This window comes from Arthrobacter pascens, from assembly GCF_030815585.1.
GTDB classification, from domain to species: domain Bacteria; phylum Actinomycetota; class Actinomycetes; order Actinomycetales; family Micrococcaceae; genus Arthrobacter; species Arthrobacter pascens_A.
The window spans coordinates 1,964,752-1,981,500 of the sequence record NZ_JAUSWY010000001.1 but is presented as its reverse complement, the minus strand read 5'-3'; the positions used below and the strand labels follow the sequence as shown (position 1 = coordinate 1,981,500).

General features: G+C 65.5%; 19 protein-coding genes. 12 read left to right on the top strand and 7 right to left on the bottom strand.

The genetic code is table 11. The features are described from left to right. Window positions 1–130: 130 nt before the first annotated feature. Window positions 131–409, bottom strand: coding sequence for a hypothetical protein (locus tag QFZ30_RS09275; protein WP_307075517.1), 279 nt, complete (start codon window positions 407–409; stop codon window positions 131–133). 292 nt (window positions 410–701) lie between these two features. Here QFZ30_RS09275 and QFZ30_RS09270 point away from each other — a divergent pair, with 292 nt between their 5' ends. Then, window positions 702–1,076 carry a cupin domain-containing protein gene (locus tag QFZ30_RS09270; RefSeq protein ID WP_307075515.1) on the top strand — a complete coding sequence of 125 codons (375 nt, stop codon included), beginning with the start codon at window positions 702–704 and terminating at the stop codon, window positions 1,074–1,076. A 46-nt stretch (window positions 1,077–1,122) separates the two neighbouring features. On the opposite strand, the gene QFZ30_RS09265 is transcribed toward QFZ30_RS09270, so the two are convergent. Then, window positions 1,123–3,099 (bottom strand): amino acid transporter, encoded by a 1,977-nt coding sequence (locus QFZ30_RS09265; protein WP_307075513.1) that lies wholly within the window; start codon window positions 3,097–3,099, stop codon window positions 1,123–1,125. A 177-nt stretch (window positions 3,100–3,276) separates the two neighbouring features. Here QFZ30_RS09265 and QFZ30_RS09260 point away from each other — a divergent pair, with 177 nt between their 5' ends. The 3 genes from QFZ30_RS09260 (at window position 3,277) to QFZ30_RS09250 (ending at window position 6,505) form a co-directional block, all read left to right on the top strand. Beyond that, window positions 3,277–5,235: a DUF4118 domain-containing protein gene (locus QFZ30_RS09260; protein ID WP_307075512.1), complete on the top strand. Its 1,959-nt coding sequence runs from the start codon at window positions 3,277–3,279 to the stop codon at window positions 5,233–5,235. Further along, entirely contained in the window at window positions 5,232–5,951 is a 720-nt protein-coding gene (locus QFZ30_RS09255; RefSeq protein WP_307075510.1) for a response regulator, read from the top strand. The genes QFZ30_RS09260 and QFZ30_RS09255 overlap by 4 nt, the downstream gene beginning before the upstream one ends. Window positions 5,952–6,073: 122 nt before the next feature. After that, a complete protein-coding gene (locus tag QFZ30_RS09250) occupies window positions 6,074–6,505 on the top strand; it encodes a VOC family protein (protein WP_307075508.1) in 432 nt (143 codons plus the stop codon). 24 nt (window positions 6,506–6,529) lie between these two features. On the opposite strand, the gene QFZ30_RS09245 is transcribed toward QFZ30_RS09250, so the two are convergent. The 4 genes from QFZ30_RS09245 to QFZ30_RS09230 form a co-directional block, all read right to left on the bottom strand. Continuing rightward, window positions 6,530–7,288, bottom strand: coding sequence for a maleylpyruvate isomerase family mycothiol-dependent enzyme (locus QFZ30_RS09245; protein WP_307075507.1), 759 nt, complete (start codon window positions 7,286–7,288; stop codon window positions 6,530–6,532). Beyond that, on the bottom strand, window positions 7,288–8,112 hold the full coding sequence (locus QFZ30_RS09240; protein ID WP_307075505.1) for a fumarylacetoacetate hydrolase family protein: 825 nt from the start codon (window positions 8,110–8,112) through the stop codon (window positions 7,288–7,290). Before QFZ30_RS09240 ends, QFZ30_RS09245 begins: the two co-directional genes overlap by 1 nt. Then, window positions 8,109–9,242, bottom strand: coding sequence for a cupin domain-containing protein (locus QFZ30_RS09235; RefSeq protein ID WP_307075503.1), 1,134 nt, complete (start codon window positions 9,240–9,242; stop codon window positions 8,109–8,111). The genes QFZ30_RS09240 and QFZ30_RS09235 overlap by 4 nt, the downstream gene beginning before the upstream one ends. 131 nt (window positions 9,243–9,373) lie before the next feature. Continuing rightward, a complete protein-coding gene (locus QFZ30_RS09230; RefSeq protein WP_307075501.1) occupies window positions 9,374–10,171 on the bottom strand; it encodes an IclR family transcriptional regulator in 798 nt (265 codons plus the stop codon). A gap of 48 nt (window positions 10,172–10,219) precedes the next feature. Between QFZ30_RS09230 and QFZ30_RS09225 the strand changes: the two genes are divergently transcribed. From QFZ30_RS09225 to QFZ30_RS09190, 8 genes are all read left to right on the top strand, one after another. Further along, window positions 10,220–11,515: an MFS transporter gene (locus QFZ30_RS09225; protein WP_307075500.1), complete on the top strand. Its 1,296-nt coding sequence runs from the start codon at window positions 10,220–10,222 to the stop codon at window positions 11,513–11,515. Continuing rightward, window positions 11,508–12,755 carry an FAD-dependent oxidoreductase gene (locus tag QFZ30_RS09220; RefSeq protein WP_307075498.1) on the top strand — a complete coding sequence of 416 codons (1,248 nt, stop codon included), beginning with the start codon at window positions 11,508–11,510 and terminating at the stop codon, window positions 12,753–12,755. The genes QFZ30_RS09225 and QFZ30_RS09220 overlap by 8 nt, the downstream gene beginning before the upstream one ends. Before the next feature lie 59 nt (window positions 12,756–12,814). Beyond that, entirely contained in the window at window positions 12,815–13,498 is a 684-nt protein-coding gene (locus tag QFZ30_RS09215; RefSeq protein WP_307075496.1) for a hypothetical protein, read from the top strand. 18 nt (window positions 13,499–13,516) lie between these two features. Next, window positions 13,517–13,780 carry an HAD domain-containing protein gene (locus QFZ30_RS09210; protein ID WP_307075494.1) on the top strand — a complete coding sequence of 88 codons (264 nt, stop codon included), beginning with the start codon at window positions 13,517–13,519 and terminating at the stop codon, window positions 13,778–13,780. Between the two features lie 24 nt (window positions 13,781–13,804). Then, window positions 13,805–14,026, top strand: a complete 222-nt coding sequence (locus QFZ30_RS09205) for a hypothetical protein (RefSeq protein ID WP_307075492.1) — start codon at window positions 13,805–13,807, stop codon at window positions 14,024–14,026. Window positions 14,027–14,177: 151 nt separating this feature from the next. Continuing rightward, a complete protein-coding gene (locus QFZ30_RS09200) occupies window positions 14,178–15,395 on the top strand; it encodes an inorganic phosphate transporter (RefSeq protein WP_307075490.1) in 1,218 nt (405 codons plus the stop codon). After that, window positions 15,392–15,613 (top strand): hypothetical protein, encoded by a 222-nt coding sequence (locus QFZ30_RS09195; protein ID WP_307075487.1) that lies wholly within the window; start codon window positions 15,392–15,394, stop codon window positions 15,611–15,613. Before QFZ30_RS09200 ends, QFZ30_RS09195 begins: the two co-directional genes overlap by 4 nt. Window positions 15,614–15,684: 71 nt before the next feature. After that, window positions 15,685–16,248, top strand: coding sequence for a dihydrofolate reductase family protein (locus tag QFZ30_RS09190; RefSeq protein ID WP_307075486.1), 564 nt, complete (start codon window positions 15,685–15,687; stop codon window positions 16,246–16,248). 11 nt (window positions 16,249–16,259) lie between these two features. Here QFZ30_RS09190 and QFZ30_RS09185 read toward each other — a convergent pair whose 3' ends face one another. After that, complete coding sequence (locus QFZ30_RS09185) at window positions 16,260–16,733, bottom strand: hotdog fold thioesterase (protein WP_307075483.1); 474 nt, start codon at window positions 16,731–16,733, stop codon at window positions 16,260–16,262. Window positions 16,734–16,749 lie beyond the last annotated feature (16 nt).

Sequence of the window (16,749 nt, the reverse complement as noted above, 5' to 3'; positions counted from 1 at the left end):
AGGAACGGAGCAACCTCGCCAGCACGGCCCAAGTCTTGTGTGCACCCAGTCGGCGATAGGCTGCCGTCCCGTTCGAAGGCGGTTTTCCCATTAGTATCCGACGCCCAGGACGGCAACGAGGTAAGAACGACTACGCGGCGAGCGCTAGGCCAGATGAAGTGCTGAGCAGGTGTGTGAGCAATTGTGTCTGTGTGGCGGCCGGAAGTTCCCGAAGCAACACGCCATGCACAATACCGAAGGCCCTAAGCCGGGCAATCTCCGAACCGTTCCAATCCACGAGCGCCGCCGCTGCACCAGGGCTCAAGTCCCTGGCGGCAGAAGCCATCGCTTCCAGGGCCAGCGATTCGAACTGCGTCCCATCAGCGACGATGTGATTGGCGGTGCGATTGAGGAGTTCATTCAGTTCCATGGCAATTCTCCTGTTCGATGTTGGAATCCATAACAGAAGACTGGGTCATCACCGTGTGAGCAGGCGTGTGAGCCATGGCGTGTATAGCCACGTGTGTATAGGCACCATGCACATCATCCACCCACCGCGCTCACGGCCGAGCACTTGAAGGCCAAGTCGTTTCTGCTGGACGGTCTGGGCGGTACACGTCAACTGGCTAGGTCTTTGGAAACGCATTTCTGCTCACACGGTTGCTCACACGGTCACAGCTCAAAGTGGGGACATCCTGTAACCACCGCATGAGGAGGACATTATGTCCGCAGTAACTGTCAAGGCCCTAGAATCGAAGTCATTCAACGAACCTGATGAAAAGCGCCGTCCGCCCAAGACCGAAGTTGACGTGGTTACCCTCGGTGACACCACCTTGGGTAGGTTCACCTTCGAGCCCGGCTGGCGGTGGTCCGAGACCGTCAAGACCGTGGTCCACACCGACAGCTGCCAGAACAACCACGTGGGGTTTTGCACCGCCGGAACGCTAACAGTGGTGATGGAAGACGGAAGCCGCGCCACAATTCACGCCGGCGACGCCTATTCAATTCCCGCGGGCCATGATGCCTGGGTCGAAAACGATGAGACGTTCGTAGGTTTCGAAATCATGAGTGCGGCCACGTACGCCAAACCTGCTTAGTCCCCGAGACCTCCGTTGGAACCGCACGGCCCGCCGTCGTAATGGATCAGCCCACATGCACCCAGGGCCGCTTTGTGACATCGGGTTCCGCTTCCCGCAGGATCTCACGGGTCACGGGGGCGATCTCGCCTTCGCCCAGGACGAGGAAGCGCAAGAGGTTCTTGACAGGATTCCCCTCGGTCCAGCGGAAGTAGATGTGCGGCATCAGCCCGGTCACGTCCCGGATATGAAGGAGCACCGACGCGATGGTGTTGGGTACCCCCGGTCCATGGACTTCCAGGACCGGGTACCCGTGGCGGAGAACTCCGCGGACCTCCAGCGCCGTCTCGAAGTCCGACGAGTCGTCCACGATCACTTCCAAGAACAACGCCTGGTAGTCCGCCGGGAAGTGACTTGCCTCAGTGGCGGACGCAAGCTTCCGCCGGTACGCCTCAGCGGTCTGCCTCACGGGTTCGTGGGCGATGATCCCGATCGGACCGTTCAGGGTTGCGGCCATGAATTCCAGGGCCGCTGTGTCCAGGCGGACATGTGTGGCGTGGAGTTCGAACGAACGCAGGACCCGGGACAGCAAAGAAACTCCGACGATTCCCAGAATGAAGAACCCCGCAATCCTGATGCCCTCAGGACGTTCGAAGATGTTCGCCACCGTTGTATAGACAAACAGGACGGCGATAATGCCAAAGCCGATGGTCCGTTTGCGTTGCTGCAGCCTGCGCGCCGAGAGTGTCACGGCAACGGCTGCGGAAGTCATCAGGACCAGGACTCCGGTGGCGTAGGCGCCGCCTTGCGCATCGACGTCGGCATCGAAGAGCCAGGTGATCAGGAACCCGGTGAGGGTGAAGACCAGTACCAGGGGGCGGACCGCTTTGGCCCATTCGGGCGCCATGCCGTAGCGGGGCAGGTACCGGGGCACGAGGTTCAGCAGGCCCGCCATCGCTGACGCTCCGGCGAACCAGAGAATCGCGATCGTGCTCAGGTCGTAGAGGGTGCCGAATCCATCGCCCAGGTATTGGTGGGCCAGGAAGGCCAGCGCACGGCCGTTTGCCTCACCGCCGGGAAGGAACTCGTTCGCGGGGATAAGGACCACGGTGGTGAAGCTGCTGGTGACCAGGAAGGAACTCATGATGACGGCGGCAGCGGTCAGCATCTTGCGCGTGCCCTGGATCCGGCCAGCGGGGTTGCTCTCCGTATCAGTGGCCCGGCCGCGGACCTGCGGCATCACTGCGACGCCGGTTTCGAAACCAGAGAGGCCAAGGGCGAGTTTGGGGAAGACCAACAGGGCGATCGCCACTGCCATCAGTGGATTACCGTGGGACGTCGTCAGGGTCTGCCACCAGTCGCCGACGGCGACGGGATGGCTGGCCGCCTCCAGGATTGACCTGGCGATGACCACCACGTTCAGGCCGAGGTACGCCACCACCAGGACCACGGCCACGCCAATGGCCTCCTTGAAGCCGCGGAGGAACACTGCAGCCAGAAGGGCCAAAAGGACCAAAGTCACCGCCACCTGCTGGTCATGCAGCCAGGCCGGTGCGAAGGGGTTCTCGATCAGGTGGGCGGTGGCGTCGGCAGCTGAAAGCGTCATGGTGATCATGAAGTCCGTGGCCGCAAAGCCCAGCAGCACGAGCACCAGAAGCTTGCCGCCCCAGCGGGGGAGCAGCCGTTCCAGCATGGCGATTGATCCCTCCCCCTTGTGGCTCTCGCCGGCCACCCGCCGGTAGACGGGGAGAGCGCCCAACAATGTCACAGCGACCAGGACAAGGGTGGCCAGGGGCGAAATGGCACCCGCTGCCAAGGCGGCAATGGCTGGCTGGTACCCGAGGGTGGAGAAGTAGTCCACGCCCGTCAGGCACATCACCTGCCACCAGTGGTGCTTCTTCTCCCGGTCCGCCGCCAGTCCGCCAGCACCCGGATGGGAGCCCTTCGCATCCTGCAGCCCGACCAACAGCCAGTTCCTGAGGGCGGCCGGTCCCGTCGGGGGAAGGGCCGAGGGGTCTGCCGGCGGCCTGCTCATGGTAGTCATGAAAACCTTTCAGTCGGCGGCACGGCGCCGCGGGCACAGCCGAACCTAGCACCGGCCTGGCCTCGCGGCATCCGATCCCGCCGGATCTTGACGGATCGTTAACGCGGCCATGACGGAGACCACATCGTCCGTGTCCGGAGGACGAAGGAGCGCCCGATCCGGTGGGAGAATGGCCGCATGGCAAGGGAACGGATAGTCATTGGCCTCAACGGCAGCGACGACGCAGAACTGCTCCTCCGCCGCGCCGCCAGGATCCTGGAAAGGAGCGACGGCGGCGAGCTGGTGGCCGTCCACGTCCGCACCGCAGAGGATGCCCCGGGGGAGTCGCCGCAGCTCCTGGAGGCCCAGCGGCGGCTGGTTGTTGAGCTGGGAGGAACATACCGCACCCTGTCGGGACCCGACGCCGCGGCGGCCCTCCTCGACTACGCCCGCAGGTCCCGTGCCACCCACATTGTCGTCGGCCAGTCCCGGCGCAAGCGGCTGGCAGGACTTCTGTCAGGGCTGCTCTCCGGCGGGACCGTGGAGACTAGGGTGGTCCGCGGTGCAGGGGACATTGATGTCCAAGTAGTGCCACGCTTCGAGGCCCAGCGTGCTGCGGCGCGCAGACGCCCCGACTTGGGCCGGGCCAGGGTGGCTGTCGGCTTTGCGCTCGCAGCTGCGCTTCCCGTTGTGTTGCAGCTGCTGCTCGCGGCCTTCGACCACAGTGTTGCCACCGCCGTCCTGATCCAGCTTGCGGGAGCCGTTGCGGTGGCCCTGGCGGGCGGATTGTGGCCTGCCGTGGTCGGCGCGCTGTGGAGCAGCGTGCTGGTGAACTACTTTTCCACGCCGCCGCTTGGCGATCTGGCGATCAGCGATCCGCAGGACTTCCTCTCCCTCGGTGTTTTTGTGGGAGTGTCCGTAGCCGTCGCCGGCGTGGTGGACACGTCCGCCCGCCGGTCCAAGGAGGCCGCGCGCGCCCAGGCCGAGGCCGCGACGCTTGGTGACCTCGCGCTGGGCGCCTCCCGTTCCGAGGACACCCTCGAAGGGATCCTGGCGGAGGCCCTGGACGTTTTTGGCGCAACCGGCGCCGGCGTGTTCAGCAGCCGTGACGCCAAAGCCGAAGGTACCGGACCGGCGTCGGAACCCCCAGGGGTCCGCGGTCCGGACGGTGACGGCCGCGCCTGGCGGATGGTTGCCGGTGCCGGGGACACCAGCGGGTGGGCGCCTGGCGTCACCGGGCCTGCGGCCAGCACTGCAGAAGAGGTCGACGCCGATACCCGGCTTGTGCTGTTCGGCAGCGAGGTCCCGGCTGCCCAAAGCAGGCTGCTAGGTGCCTTTGCGGTCCATGTGAAAGCCCAGCTGGAGCGCCGCCAGCTGGCGGTGAGCCGCCGCGAGGTGCTGCGGCTGGCCGAAGGGAACACCATGCGCACTGCTATCCTGCGTGCTGTGTCCCACGACCTGCGGACGCCCCTTGCCGGGATCAAGCTCGCCGCGGGTGGGCTGCTGCAGCGCTCCGTCACCTATACGCCTGAGGAGGAAAGGGAGCTGCTGGAAACCATCGATGAGTGCACGGACCGGCTGGACCAGTTGGTGGGAAACCTGCTGGACATGTCGAGGATTACCGCCGATTCCGTCAGGCCCATGCTCGGGCCTGTGCGGTGGAGCGACGTTGTTGCCCCGGCCCTGCGGGGGCTCCCGGACGGTGCGGTCCGTGTAGAGCTGCCAGCCAATATGCCCACCGTGGAAGCTGATCCGGTGCTGCTGGAGCGCGTCATCGCTAATATCGTCGAAAACGCAGTCAAGTACGCGCCCGGTTCCGGGATCACCATCACTGGCGCCTCCGACGGCCTGGGTACGGCCACCCTGGATGGCTACCCTTCCGGCGAGCTTCGGATCATCGACCACGGCGTCGGCGTGCCCGCCCGGAAGGTGCTGGAAATGTTCCAGCCATTTCAGCGGCTCCACGATCTTCCCCAGTCCACGGGAGTGGGCCTGGGCCTGGCGGTCGCCGACGGGTTCGTCAAAGCCATGGGCGGCACGCTGACTGCACAGGAAACTCCTGGCGGCGGATTGACCATGGTCATCACGCTGGCCCTTTCCACCGGCGAAGCGGGCGCGCGTCACGCAGCGGGCCAGCCGCGGCAGGCGGCACCGTGAGCGCAGGCAAGACTGAACTTTCCGGCACCCAGTCCGGCCACCGGACCAGCGTCCTGGTGGTCGACGACGACCCCCACCTCCTGAAGGCGCTCCGGATCACGCTCCAGGCCCACGGCTACGCTGTGGATACAGCGGCCGACGGCGGAACCGCCTTGCGTGCCGCATCCTCCCGGCCGCCGGACCTGATGGTCCTGGACCTTGGATTGCCGGACCTGGACGGAGCGGACGTCCTGCGGGAACTCCGCCGGTGGAGCAGCCTGCCGGTGCTGGTGCTGTCCGCACGGCACGGCTCATCGGACAAGGTCGACGCCCTCGACGCAGGCGCGGACGACTACATCACCAAACCATTTGGCCTGGACGAGCTCCTTGCCCGGCTGCGTGCTCTCCTCCGCCGTGTCCCGGAGCCCGAATCGGCACCCACGGTGGCAGCGTCCTCCTTCACCGTGGACCTGCTGCAGCGGATTGTCACGCGCGACGGGAACACCGTCCGGCTGACTCCCACTGAATGGGGCATCCTGGAGCTCCTGGTCCGGAACCCGGGAAAACTCATTACACAGCAGCACTTGCTGTCAGCAGTCTGGGGGCCGGCCTACGAGAAGGAAACCAACTACCTCCGGGTCTACATGGCCCAGCTTCGCAGGAAGCTTGAAGCAGACCCGGCAAGCCCGCGGCACCTGCTGACGGAGCCTGGGATCGGGTATCGCTTCGTGCCCTGATGCGGGCAGGACAGGCCGGCCTTGACCCCTATAAGTTGACCCCTATGAACAGGGCCCGGTTTGGGGCAGTATGTTGACTGTTTCCATCCCCCTTCCGTCCAGCACCACAAGGAGAACCGGCCATGCCCACGTTGCTCAACCCATACCTTGGCTTTCGCGACAATGCCCGGGAGGCGATGACCTTCTACCAGTCCGTGTTCGGCGGCGAACTGACGCTCAACACCTTCGGGGAGTTCCAGGCCAGCGAAGACCCAGCAGAAGCCGAGAAGATCATGCACGGCATGCTGACCGCGAATAACGGCCTGGTGCTGATGGGGGCGGACACTCCCAACGGCATGGACCTCGCGTCCGGCAGTTCGATTTCGGTTTCGCTGAGCGGCGACGACGAGGCCGAACTGCGCGGTTACTGGGACAAGCTGGCCGGCGATGGGGGCTCCGTGACGGTCCCGCTTGAGCAAGCGCCGTGGGGAGACATCTTCGGCATGTGCACCGACAGGTTCGGGACCGCCTGGCTGGTCAACGTCAACGGTGCGCAGGCGGCCCCTGCTACCTAGCGGATGCCCCGCTGGTTCAGCGGCTCAGATCCATTTCGGTGCCGCCGGCACCTTGGCAAGTACGGCGCCGTTCTGCGTGGCGGTGACACCAGCAGCGCCCCGTCCTGTGGTCCACCTGACCACCCCGGCCAGGGGACCGGAGATAACCACCGGCGCTTCCGCGCCGGCATCGTCGATCACGTGCCCTGTGTCCTGCCCCGACACCTCTATCAGCAGGCCGGCATCTGAGCCGCGGCTCTTCCACGCGCCGGTGATGTCCTTGAGGAGCCGGCTGAGCACCGGTTCGGGGATGTCGGTGAAGGACGCGCCGTTGTCGAGGTCGACGGCGTGGACCCAGACTTCGCGGGTGCGCATCCAGACGGTTTCCTCGGCCGCGACCAGCCGGCCCTGGATGGTCCTGACCTTGCTGTGCCAGGCGTCTTCGGGCAGGTCACGCCATTCGACGTTCAGGTGCACTGCCGAGTGGTCAAAGAGGTTCCGCAGGGCCACGGGGCTGAGTGTCGCGCCGAAGCTGATCTCACGGTCGCGGACCTCGGTGGACGGGTACATGGGGGTTACCACGCCGGTCGCGGCCCACTCGACCAGCCGCGCAACGGCGCGGGCGTTGTAGCCGATGTGGGCAACGACGTGGCGGCGGGTCCAGCCGGGCAGCAGCGAGGGTCCGTCGAGGCCGCCGTCGGTGAGTTCGTTGAGCTTGCGCGCGAAGAAAGCGGTGCCTCGTCTTGCCTGTAACAGCGCATCGAGCAGCTGCGGGTCAGTTGTCTGGTCGTGGCGGGCGGCCATCAGGCTTCCTTGACCACGCGGTTCGCCAGTTGGCCGAGGCCTTCGATGGTGGTGACGAGGAGCTGGCCTTCCTGGAGGTAGCGTTTGGGGTCCTGGGCGTGGCCCACTCCGCCGGGGGTTCCGGTGGCGATCACGTCGCCCGGGTTCAGCGTGATGATGGTCGAGATGTAGGAGACCAGGAACTCCGGGGTGAACACGAGGTCCCCGGTGGGCGTGCTCTGCTGGACCTCACCGTCCACCGTGGAGGTCATCAGCGGGCCGGCGCTGAATTCTTCCTTGGTGACCAGGGCTGGGCCGAAAGGGGTGGACTTCTCCCAAGTCTTGCCTTGCAGCCATTGGATGGTGCGGAACTGGTAGTCGCGCATGCTGATGTCGTTCAGGACGGAGTAGCCTGCGATGTGGTCCTGGGCGTCGGCTTCGGTGATCCGGCGTCCCTTCTTGCCGATGACCACGGCGAGTTCGGCTTCCCAGTCAACGGTGTCTGATTCCTGCGGCAGGGCCAGGTCGTCGTTGGGCCCGATCAGGGATTCGGCGTATTTGGCGAACAGGGTGGGGTGCTCCGGGATTTCCCGGCCCATCTCCTGGATGTGGTTGCGGTAGTTGTGCCCCACGCAGATGATCTTGCCGGGGAAAGGCACGACGGCGGCGAGGTCGGCGCCGTCGAGCGCGTGCGTTGCGCCGCTGGCGCCCTTCGCCTTCTCCTCCCAGGCTGCGTCCTTGAGCAGTGCTCCGACGTCGGAGAAGCCGTCAATTTCGGTGAGGGTGCCGCCGTCCTGGCGTACGGCTTTGGTCCCGTCGGAGGTGCGGAGGGTGAGTAGTCTCATTTGTTGGTGCGTCCTTCGATGTAAGTACGGTTGAAGTTCAGTCGTTCGAAAATGGGGGCATCGCTGAAGCGGAAGAGATCGAATTCCGTGTCTGCCTGCAAGGACCACTTCGCCCATGAGGGGACAACGAACAGGTCGCCTTTTTCCAGGGCCATGGCCTTGCCGTTCAGGGTTGCGGTACCGCGGCCCTCAAAGACCTGCCAGACGCTGGAGCCGACCTCGCGCAAGGCCTCGGTGGAGGCTCCGGCGCGCATGCGGTGGAACTCGGCCCGGATGGTGGGCATCACGTCCCCGCCGGTGGTGGGATTGCTGTACCGGATGGCGGCGTGGCCTTGGCTGACGGTGGCCGGATGGCCTTCATCCTCAAGGAGCAGCTGTTCGCGGAGGGCCCGGTCGGTGTGCTCCCAGCGGTAGGCGGCAATGGGGGAGTTGGTGGTGTCGTCCAGCCCGGAGAGCGGGCGCAGGCCGGGGTGGGCCCAGAGCCGCTCGGACCGGGAGATGTCAGGGGTGGCCTCGTCGGTGACGCGCTCGGTGCCGAACTCGAAGAACCCGGCATCGGCGTAGTGCACGAACGGGATGTCCAGGCCATCGATCCATGCCATCGGCTGGTCGGTGTCGTTGTGGTGGCCGTGGAAGTTCCAGCCAGGGGTCAGCAAGAAGTCGCCGCGGCGCATAGCCACCGGATCCCCGTTGACCACCGTCCACACTCCTTCGCCTTCGACCACGAACCGGAACGCGTTCTGCGAATGGCGGTGTTCGGGCGCGGTCTCGTGCGCGCCCAGGTACTGGATGGCCGCCCACAAGGTGGGAGTGGCATAGGGAGTGTTGCCGAGGCCCGGGTTCGCCAGGGCAATGGCGCGGCGCTCACCGCCGCGGCCCACCGGAACCAGGTCCCCGGCGCGGGCGGCCAGCGGGTACAGGTCATTCCAGCGCCAGACATGCGGCACGGCCTTCGGGGACGGGACCATCGGCATCAGATCCGCGATCTCCGTCCACAGCGGGATCAGGTTCCCGCTGGCAAAGTCGCGGTACAGCTGTTCGAGCTGGACGGCCTCCTCGGGCGTCGGCTCCGGAACCGCCAAACCGGCGGCAACTGATTCGTGAGTCGTGTTCTCGGCACTGATGGACACGGGGGCCTCCTCGGTAGGTGCGGATAGCGTTTGGACGTACATCCGACTCTAGAGATGGGCCAATGTGATCCCCAGCATATTCTGCCAGCCAGAATTTTGGGACCTTTACCGCGGGAAACCAGCGTGGGCCCTTAGCCCGGCTCGGCGGGATTGGCGGCGATGTCGATTTCCAGCTGCCGCCGGGTTTCCAGCATCACTCCCACCAGCCCTGCGTCGAACAGCCTGCGGAACCTGGCCACGGGGGTGGCCACGCTGAACGCTCCAACCACCTCGCCTTTTCCGTTGTGCAGAGCCATGCCGAGGGCGCTGATCCCCTCCTCGGTCCCTTCGAAGTTGGCGGCAAAGCCGTTACTGCGGACGGTCTCCAGCTCCCGCAGGAAGGCCGCATACTCCGCATCCGGAATGCTGTCGCCGCCAATTTCCGCGTTCTGGCTGCGGAACAGCTGATCGATCATCGCGGGGTCAAGCTCGGCCAGCATCGCTTTGCCGCCCGAGGCCTTGTCTGCCGGCAGCACTGTGCCCTGCCGGTCGCCCACCCGAAGGACATTGGTGCTTTCAACCGTGTCCAGGAACCGGACCTTTGTCCCCACCCGGATCATCAGGTTGACGGTCTCGTTCACCCGGGAGCACAGCAGCTCCATATGGGGCCGGGCCACCTCCCTCAATAGCCGCGTCCAGCTCAGCCCCGCGGGGCCTGCCCCCATGGCCGGCCCCGGCACGTAGCGCCGGGATTCATCCTGGACCGCAAAACCGCGGTACACCAGCATGGCCAGGAGCCGGTGGGCGGTGGAGGGCGCAACCCCCAGCTCGTTTGCTGCGTCCTTCAGCCGGAGGCTCCCGCCGTCGCGCAGCAACTGAAGCAGCTGGAGCGCGTTGTCCACCGCCTCGATGGAGTAGGTGGGCTTCTTCTGAAGAGGCAACTTCTGCATGGCAGAATTGTATAGTTTCCCGACAGTGGCCACCATGACAGTGGTGGGATGAATCACATACCTTCCGCTGCAGCGCCGGAGCGGACCACCACCGGCGTAAACCTTGCAGCCGGGCCCTCGTCCCGGTTCCCCAGGCAGTCTGCCCTTGCAGTGCTCGTTTGCTGGCTCCTGGTCGTTTTCGACGGCTACGACCTCATCGTCTACGGCACTGTACAGTCGTCGCTGATCAATGACACCGGCTGGGGGCTGACCAAGGCCACGGCCGGCACCGTGGGTTCCATGGCTTTCCTGGGCATGATGATCGGCGCCATCTTCGCCGGCAGGATGTCCGACACCTTCGGTCGCCGCCGGACGATCCTCGGATGCGCCATCGTGTTCTCGGTCTTCACCATACTGTGCGCCTTCGCTCCCAACGCGGCCGTCTTCGGCGGGCTCCGGCTGCTGGCCGGCATCGGGCTGGGCGGACTGGTTCCCTCGGCCAATGCGCTGGTGGCCGAACTGGTGCCCGCGAAATGGCGGTCCACCATCGCCACCCTGATGATGTCCGGCGTTCCGATCGGCGGCTCGATCGCAGCGCTGGCGGGCATTCCGCTCATTCCTGCCTTCGGCTGGCCGATGATGTTCCTCATCGCGGTCCTGGCACTGCTCGTTGTCATTCCGCTGGGTCTTCGCTACCTGCCCGAGACACTGTCCCCGGTGCGTGCCGGAGACCAGGCCAAGGAACCTGCTGGTTTCGGTTCCCTGCTGCGCGCCCCCTTCCTCGGCATGAGCCTGCTGTACGCCATCGCCACGCTGGTGACGCTCTTCGCCTGGTACGGACTAGGTACGTGGCTGCCCAACCTGATGCAGCTGGCAGGTTACAACCTCGGATCGGCCCTGACCTTCGCCCTTGCCCTGAACCTGGGCGCGGTGGCGGGGTCCGTCATCACCGCCTGGGCGGGCACCAGGTTCGGCCCGATCCCGACGGCGGTAGCGGCCGCCGCCGTCGCTGCCGGCGCGCTCGTGGTCCTGGTGACGGGCCCTCCGGTCGCCGCCGTGTATCTCATGCTGGTCCTGGCCGGCGTGGGAACGCACGGCACGCAGTGCCTGGTTATTGCCGCCGTCGCCAGCCACTACCCTGCGCATCTCCGGGGCACCGCCCTGGGCTGGGCCCTCGGCGTCGGACGCATCGGTGCCGTCGCGGCACCCCAGGTGGGCGGACTCTTGCTTGCGGCCGGCCTGGGCGTCAACTCCAACTTCCTGGCATTCGCCGGGGCAGCCGCTGTGGCCGCCGTTCTGCTCGGTGCCATCGGCATCAAGATCAAATCCAACCAACCAATCTCAGTAGGAGCCAGCAATGTCTGACCGGAAAACATCCACCGATGTCCTCGTCATTGGAGGGGGGATGGCCGGCCTGGCCGGGGCCCTGGCCCTCCGCGGGAACGGTGCCGACGTCACGCTGGTTGAACGCGCGCCGGAATTCGGCGAAGTGGGCGCCGGCCTCCAAATGGCACCCAACGCCTCCCGGGTCCTCAAGCGCTGGGGACTCCTGGACAAGGCCCTCGAAATCGGCGTCCAGCCAAAGCACCTGGTGTTCCGCGACGCCCTTACCGGCGAGGAGCTGACCCGCCAGACGCTCGGCGGTGAATTTGAGGAGCGCTACGGCGCCCCCTATGTGGTGATTCACCGCAGCGACCTGCACCGGATCCTGCTCGAAGCTTGCCAGGCGGCCGGCGTCCGACTGGTCAACGACGTCATGGTGGAGAGCGTAGAAACAGTCAACGGTCGGGGCACGGCGCACACCGCAAGCGGCGCCGTCTATGCAGCCGACGTCGTCATCGGAGCCGACGGGCTCAAATCCACCCTGCGGACGGCAGTGGCGCAGGACGGCCCCGTGTCGTCGTCGTACGTCGCTTACCGCGGAACCGTCCCCATTACGGAGAACACGCCCAAAGCCGACCTCGAAGACGTCATCGTCTACCTCGGCCCGGACTGCCACCTGGTGCAGTACCCCCTCCGCAAAGGCGAACTGCTCAACACCGTCGCCGTCTTCAAATCGCCTTCCTTTGAGCGGGGCGAGGAGCAGTACGGCGGCGTGGACGAACTCAAGGCTGCCTACAAGGACTGCGTGCCTGCAGTCCAGGACGCCCTCAAGAACCTTGCCACCGGCATCCGCTGGCCGATGTATGACCGTGACCCTGTCGAGAACTGGGTGGCCGGCCGGCTGGTCCTGATGGGCGACGCCGCACACCCCATGCTGCAGTACCTCGCGCAGGGCGCTTGCCAGGCCCTGGAAGACGCGGCCGTGCTGCAGGACGTCAGCCGGGGAACGGTTTTCACCGACGACGGCGCTGACGCCGGCGCCTGGGACCAGGCCATCCACCAGTTCAACAAAAAACGCGCAGCCCGCACCGCCCGCATCCAGCGCAGCGCCCGCATCTGGGGCGAATCCTGGCACGTCTCCGGGTTGGCCCGGACGCTGCGGAACCTGCTGTTCAAGAGCCGAGGCGACGGCAACTACCAGTACAGCGACTGGCTCTACGGCCAGGCTGAGCCTGGTACTCCGACGGTCTCGGGCGGGCGGTCCAAGGTGCTGTCCGCCTGACTCCCGGCCCCGGACGATCGGTCCTTGAGGAGGGGTGCACGCGATGCGACGATAGAAGCGTGCAGCCCCTCTTCGATTTTGTGGCCCATTACTGGTGGTTGGTCTTCCCCCTCAGCGGGGTGATGGGCGGCTGGGCCCGGTCGTGGCAAAAATCCACTGAACGCCGGCACCAGCGGAGGGTGGAGCTCTACAAACTGCGGAACCAGTCCCTTCAGGCCGAGCAGGTGGCCGTTGCCGAGGTGGAGTTGCTGATGTCGGCCCACGACGCCGTCAGCCGGCGCTGGCTGGACTATGAACTGGACGTCGGCAAGCTGATCGACTTTCCACTGATGACTGACGTCCGCGAACCCCTCACGGTGGCCTTCCTGAGGGCCAAACGGGAGGCGGACGGGCTGCGTCCTTCGTCGGCCAAGGACCTGACCGCAGCGTCGCGGCTCGAGGCCTACCGTGCGGCAGTGAACAGCTTCGAAGTGGCCTTTGCCGTTGCCGAGCGGGAAGCAAGGCGGATCAGGGACACCAACTTTACGGGGCCGGAGCGTGAGCGGTTGGCCACCGCCCGCAAGCTGCTGCGGCTTGCCGAAAATGCCGCCGCAACGCCGGCCGAACGGCAGTCCGCCTACAAACGGGCCCGCCGTGAACTGGACGGGCTCATCGTCCTTCCGGACGCCACAGTTGCTGCACTGGAGGAGAAAGTGGCACCCATGCTGGAGCCCGGTCACCCGTCCGACTTCCCCCAGCGCTGAGGTGTCAGGGAGGCCAGCGTGAAGAGCATCTCCCTCTACCTGGACGTGGACGGCGTGATCTGCCCCTTCGGTCCGGCAGGCCGGACCGAGTGGGGCTCCGACTGGAACCATGCCAACGCCGGGCTCCTTTCCGTCGCTTATGCCCAGGAGCTCGTGGACGGACTTAACCGAATCGCTGCCCTGGCAGGCCTGCGGTGCGTATGGCTCACCAGCTGGGAGGACCTGGCACCCGAATACCTGTGCCCAGCCATCGGGCTCGACGCCGGCCGGTGGCCGTACTAAACGGCCGACGGCGGAGGAACCGGCGTGAGCTGGTGGAAACTCCGTGCCATCCAGGACGACCTGGACACGTCACGCGCCGACGCCCTGGTGTGGATCGACGACCAGCTCCGGTTTGAGCAGGAGGCGCAAGCATGGGCGAGGATCCTGGGGCCGCGCATACTCATGGTGTCTCCCGATCCGCGGCGGGGAATCTCGCCAGGCGAGCTCGCAGCCGTCAGATCATTTCTGGAACAGCCGGTGTTTTGACCTCATGCCGCGGACGCGTACGATCGATAAGGTTTCACGCCGGTTCTGCAACCACCACAACTCATTTCACATGAACGACTGGTGAATTATGCTGTGCAAGCAGGCGGAGGAAAGAAACTGCTGAACGTCGACTCTGCAGATTGGGCAACAGGTGGATATCACCTTAATGGTGGCGCTGGTCATCGCACTGGCACTATTTTTCGACTTCACGAACGGCTTCCACGACACCGCCAACGCGATGGCCACCCCTATCGCCACGGGCGCCATCAAGCCGAAGACTGCAGTGACCCTCGCGGCCATCCTGAACCTGGTTGGTGCCTTCCTGTCAACGGAGGTGGCCAAGACCGTCTCCGGCGGCATCATCAGGGAAGGTTCAGACGGTGTCCAGATCACGCCGGACATCATCTTCGCAGGCCTGATGGGCGCCATCCTCTGGAACATGATCACCTGGCTCAAGGGCCTCCCCTCAAGTTCCTCGCACGCCCTGTTCGGCGGCCTGATCGGTGCGGCGGTGGCGGGCATCGGCTTCAACTCGGTGAACTTGGAGACCCTGCTCCAGAAAGTCATCCTTCCGGCTATTTTTGCACCCCTTATTGCGGGCATCGTTGCCTACGCCTGCACCCGGCTGGCGTATGGGCTGACGGCACGTCACGATCCGGAAACCGGCAGCAAACTCACGCAGAAACGTGGCGGCTTCCGCACCGGGCAGATTTTCACGTCCAGCCTGGTAGCACTGGCGCACGGCACCAACGATGCACAGAAGACCATGGGCATCATCACCCTGGTCCTGATCGCCGCCGGCACGCAGGCCCCGGGAACCGGACCGCAGTTCTGGGTCATCGCGGCGTGTGCGCTGGCCATAGCCGTCGGCACGTACGCCGGCGGCTGGCGCATCATCCGGACCATGGGATCGGGACTCACCGAGGTCAAGCCGGCGCAGGGATTCGCCGCCGAGACGAGCACCGCTTCGGCGATCCTGGCGTCCTCCCACCTGGGCTTCGCTCTGTCCACCACGCAGGTGGCTTCCGGTTCCGTCATCGGCTCCGGAATGGGCCGCAAGGGCACCACAGTGCGCTGGAACATGGTGGGCAAGATCGCACTTGGCTGGCTCTTTACCCTCCCGGCCGCCGGCATCGTGGGCGCACTCACTGCATTGCTCGTCAAGACCGGCGTTGTGGGCGTGGTGATTGCCGCCGTCGCCGGAACCGCCGCCGTACTGTTCATGTTCTTCTACTCCCGTAAGTCCCAGGTGGGCCACCACAATGCCGTGGAGGTCGAGGAAGCCGGGCAGGCCGTCCGGTTCGCCAAAAAGAAAGCCATCGCCCGGGCCCGTGCCAGGGCGAACAAGCCAGAGGATACTCAGCGATGAAGTGGTTGGAACTCCTGACCGTCGGCGGTGCAACGCTGGTTTCGGCCGTGACCGTGGTGGTCCTTTACTCGCTCGGCGTCAGGCTCACGGCCATCGCCGGCGACACCGAGCAGCCTTCGCCGCGCGTGAAGCGTTCCTTGGCGTACATCTGCTTCGGCTTGTGCGGACTGGCCGTCCTCTTCGGCCTGTACCTGATCATCCCGTACTTCAGCAAGTAGCCCGCGCGCGTCCGGTGATCCGGGCGGCCATCGCTCTGTGCAGGGCAGGTGCCCATGGCTAGGCTGGATCCATGTCCAGCATCCAGTATTTTGTGGCTTCATCCCTCGACGGTTTCATCGCCACCTCAAAAGACGACCTGGCCTGGCTCCTGCAGTTTGACGGCTTCGAGGGCGGCAAGGAAAGCTACGACACGTTTATGGACGGGGTGGGCTGCATCGTTATGGGCGGCGAAACGTACGCCTGGCTGATGGAGCACGAGCCCGGAAACTGGCCTTACCCGTCCACGCCCTGCTACGTCTTCACCCGTCACGAGTACGCCGCGCCGCCGGGATCGGACATCACGTTCGTCAGGGGCCACGTCCGTGAATTCGTCCAGGACTTTAAGGACGACGCCGGCGGCAAGAATGTCTGGGTAGTGGGCGGCGGCAACCTCGCCGCGCAGTTCGCCGACGCCGGCCTGCTGGACGAACTCATCCTCTCGGTCATTCCCGTGGTGCTGGGGGATGGCAAGCGGCTGTTGCCGCTGGAGGGCCCGACGCCGCCGCTGGAGTTGACTGCCTCGCGCACCTTGGGCCGGGGAGTTGTGGAACTGCGATACCAGTTCAGCTCCGGAGACAAGCCGGCCGGGGGCTGAGGGGCCGAAAATCAGCCCCCCGTAGTGCCGTTGTCCCGCAGCATGTTGGTGATGCGGGCGGTGGAGAGCCGGCGGCCCATTTCATCGGTTATCACGATCTCGTGGGTTGCCAGGGTCCGGCCCAGGTGGATTGCGGTGCATGTTCCCGTCACCGTTCCCGCGGCAATGGCACGGTGATGGGTTGCACTCACCTCGATGCCGAGGGCATGGCGGCCTGCTCCAGCGTGCATCCCCGCGGCAAATGACCCCAGGGTTTCGGCCAGGACCACGTGGGCGCCGCCGTGCAGGATGCCCGCCACCTGGGTGTTGCCCTCCACCGGCATGGTGGCCACTGTCCGTTCCGGGCTCATTTCCAGGAAGTGGATTCCCATCTTTACCACCAGGGCACCGATTCCGAACTCACCGAGCCAGCCGTGAAGGTGTTCCGGAATGCCGGCCGTGACCAACTCGTCAGTAAAGGGGCCGGGCGTGAAATTGTCCATCATGGGAACTAGGCTGGCA

Coding starts and splice junctions, on each gene's coding strand:
- QFZ30_RS09275 (WP_307075517.1), bottom strand. CDS start 409: ATGGAACTGAATGAACTCCTCAATCGCACCGCCAATCACATCGTCGCT.
- QFZ30_RS09270 (WP_307075515.1), top strand. CDS start 702: ATGTCCGCAGTAACTGTCAAGGCCCTAGAATCGAAGTCATTCAACGAA.
- QFZ30_RS09265 (WP_307075513.1), bottom strand. CDS start 3,099: ATGACTACCATGAGCAGGCCGCCGGCAGACCCCTCGGCCCTTCCCCCG.
- QFZ30_RS09260 (WP_307075512.1), top strand. CDS start 3,277: ATGGCAAGGGAACGGATAGTCATTGGCCTCAACGGCAGCGACGACGCA.
- QFZ30_RS09250 (WP_307075508.1), top strand. CDS start 6,074: ATGCCCACGTTGCTCAACCCATACCTTGGCTTTCGCGACAATGCCCGG.
- QFZ30_RS09245 (WP_307075507.1), bottom strand. CDS start 7,288: ATGGCCGCCCGCCACGACCAGACAACTGACCCGCAGCTGCTCGATGCG.
- QFZ30_RS09240 (WP_307075505.1), bottom strand. CDS start 8,112: ATGAGACTACTCACCCTCCGCACCTCCGACGGGACCAAAGCCGTACGC.
- QFZ30_RS09230 (WP_307075501.1), bottom strand. CDS start 10,171: ATGCAGAAGTTGCCTCTTCAGAAGAAGCCCACCTACTCCATCGAGGCG.
- QFZ30_RS09225 (WP_307075500.1), top strand. CDS start 10,220: ATGAATCACATACCTTCCGCTGCAGCGCCGGAGCGGACCACCACCGGC.
- QFZ30_RS09220 (WP_307075498.1), top strand. CDS start 11,508: ATGTCTGACCGGAAAACATCCACCGATGTCCTCGTCATTGGAGGGGGG.
- QFZ30_RS09195 (WP_307075487.1), top strand. CDS start 15,392: ATGAAGTGGTTGGAACTCCTGACCGTCGGCGGTGCAACGCTGGTTTCG.
- QFZ30_RS09190 (WP_307075486.1), top strand. CDS start 15,685: ATGTCCAGCATCCAGTATTTTGTGGCTTCATCCCTCGACGGTTTCATC.
- QFZ30_RS09185 (WP_307075483.1), bottom strand. CDS start 16,733: ATGATGGACAATTTCACGCCCGGCCCCTTTACTGACGAGTTGGTCACG.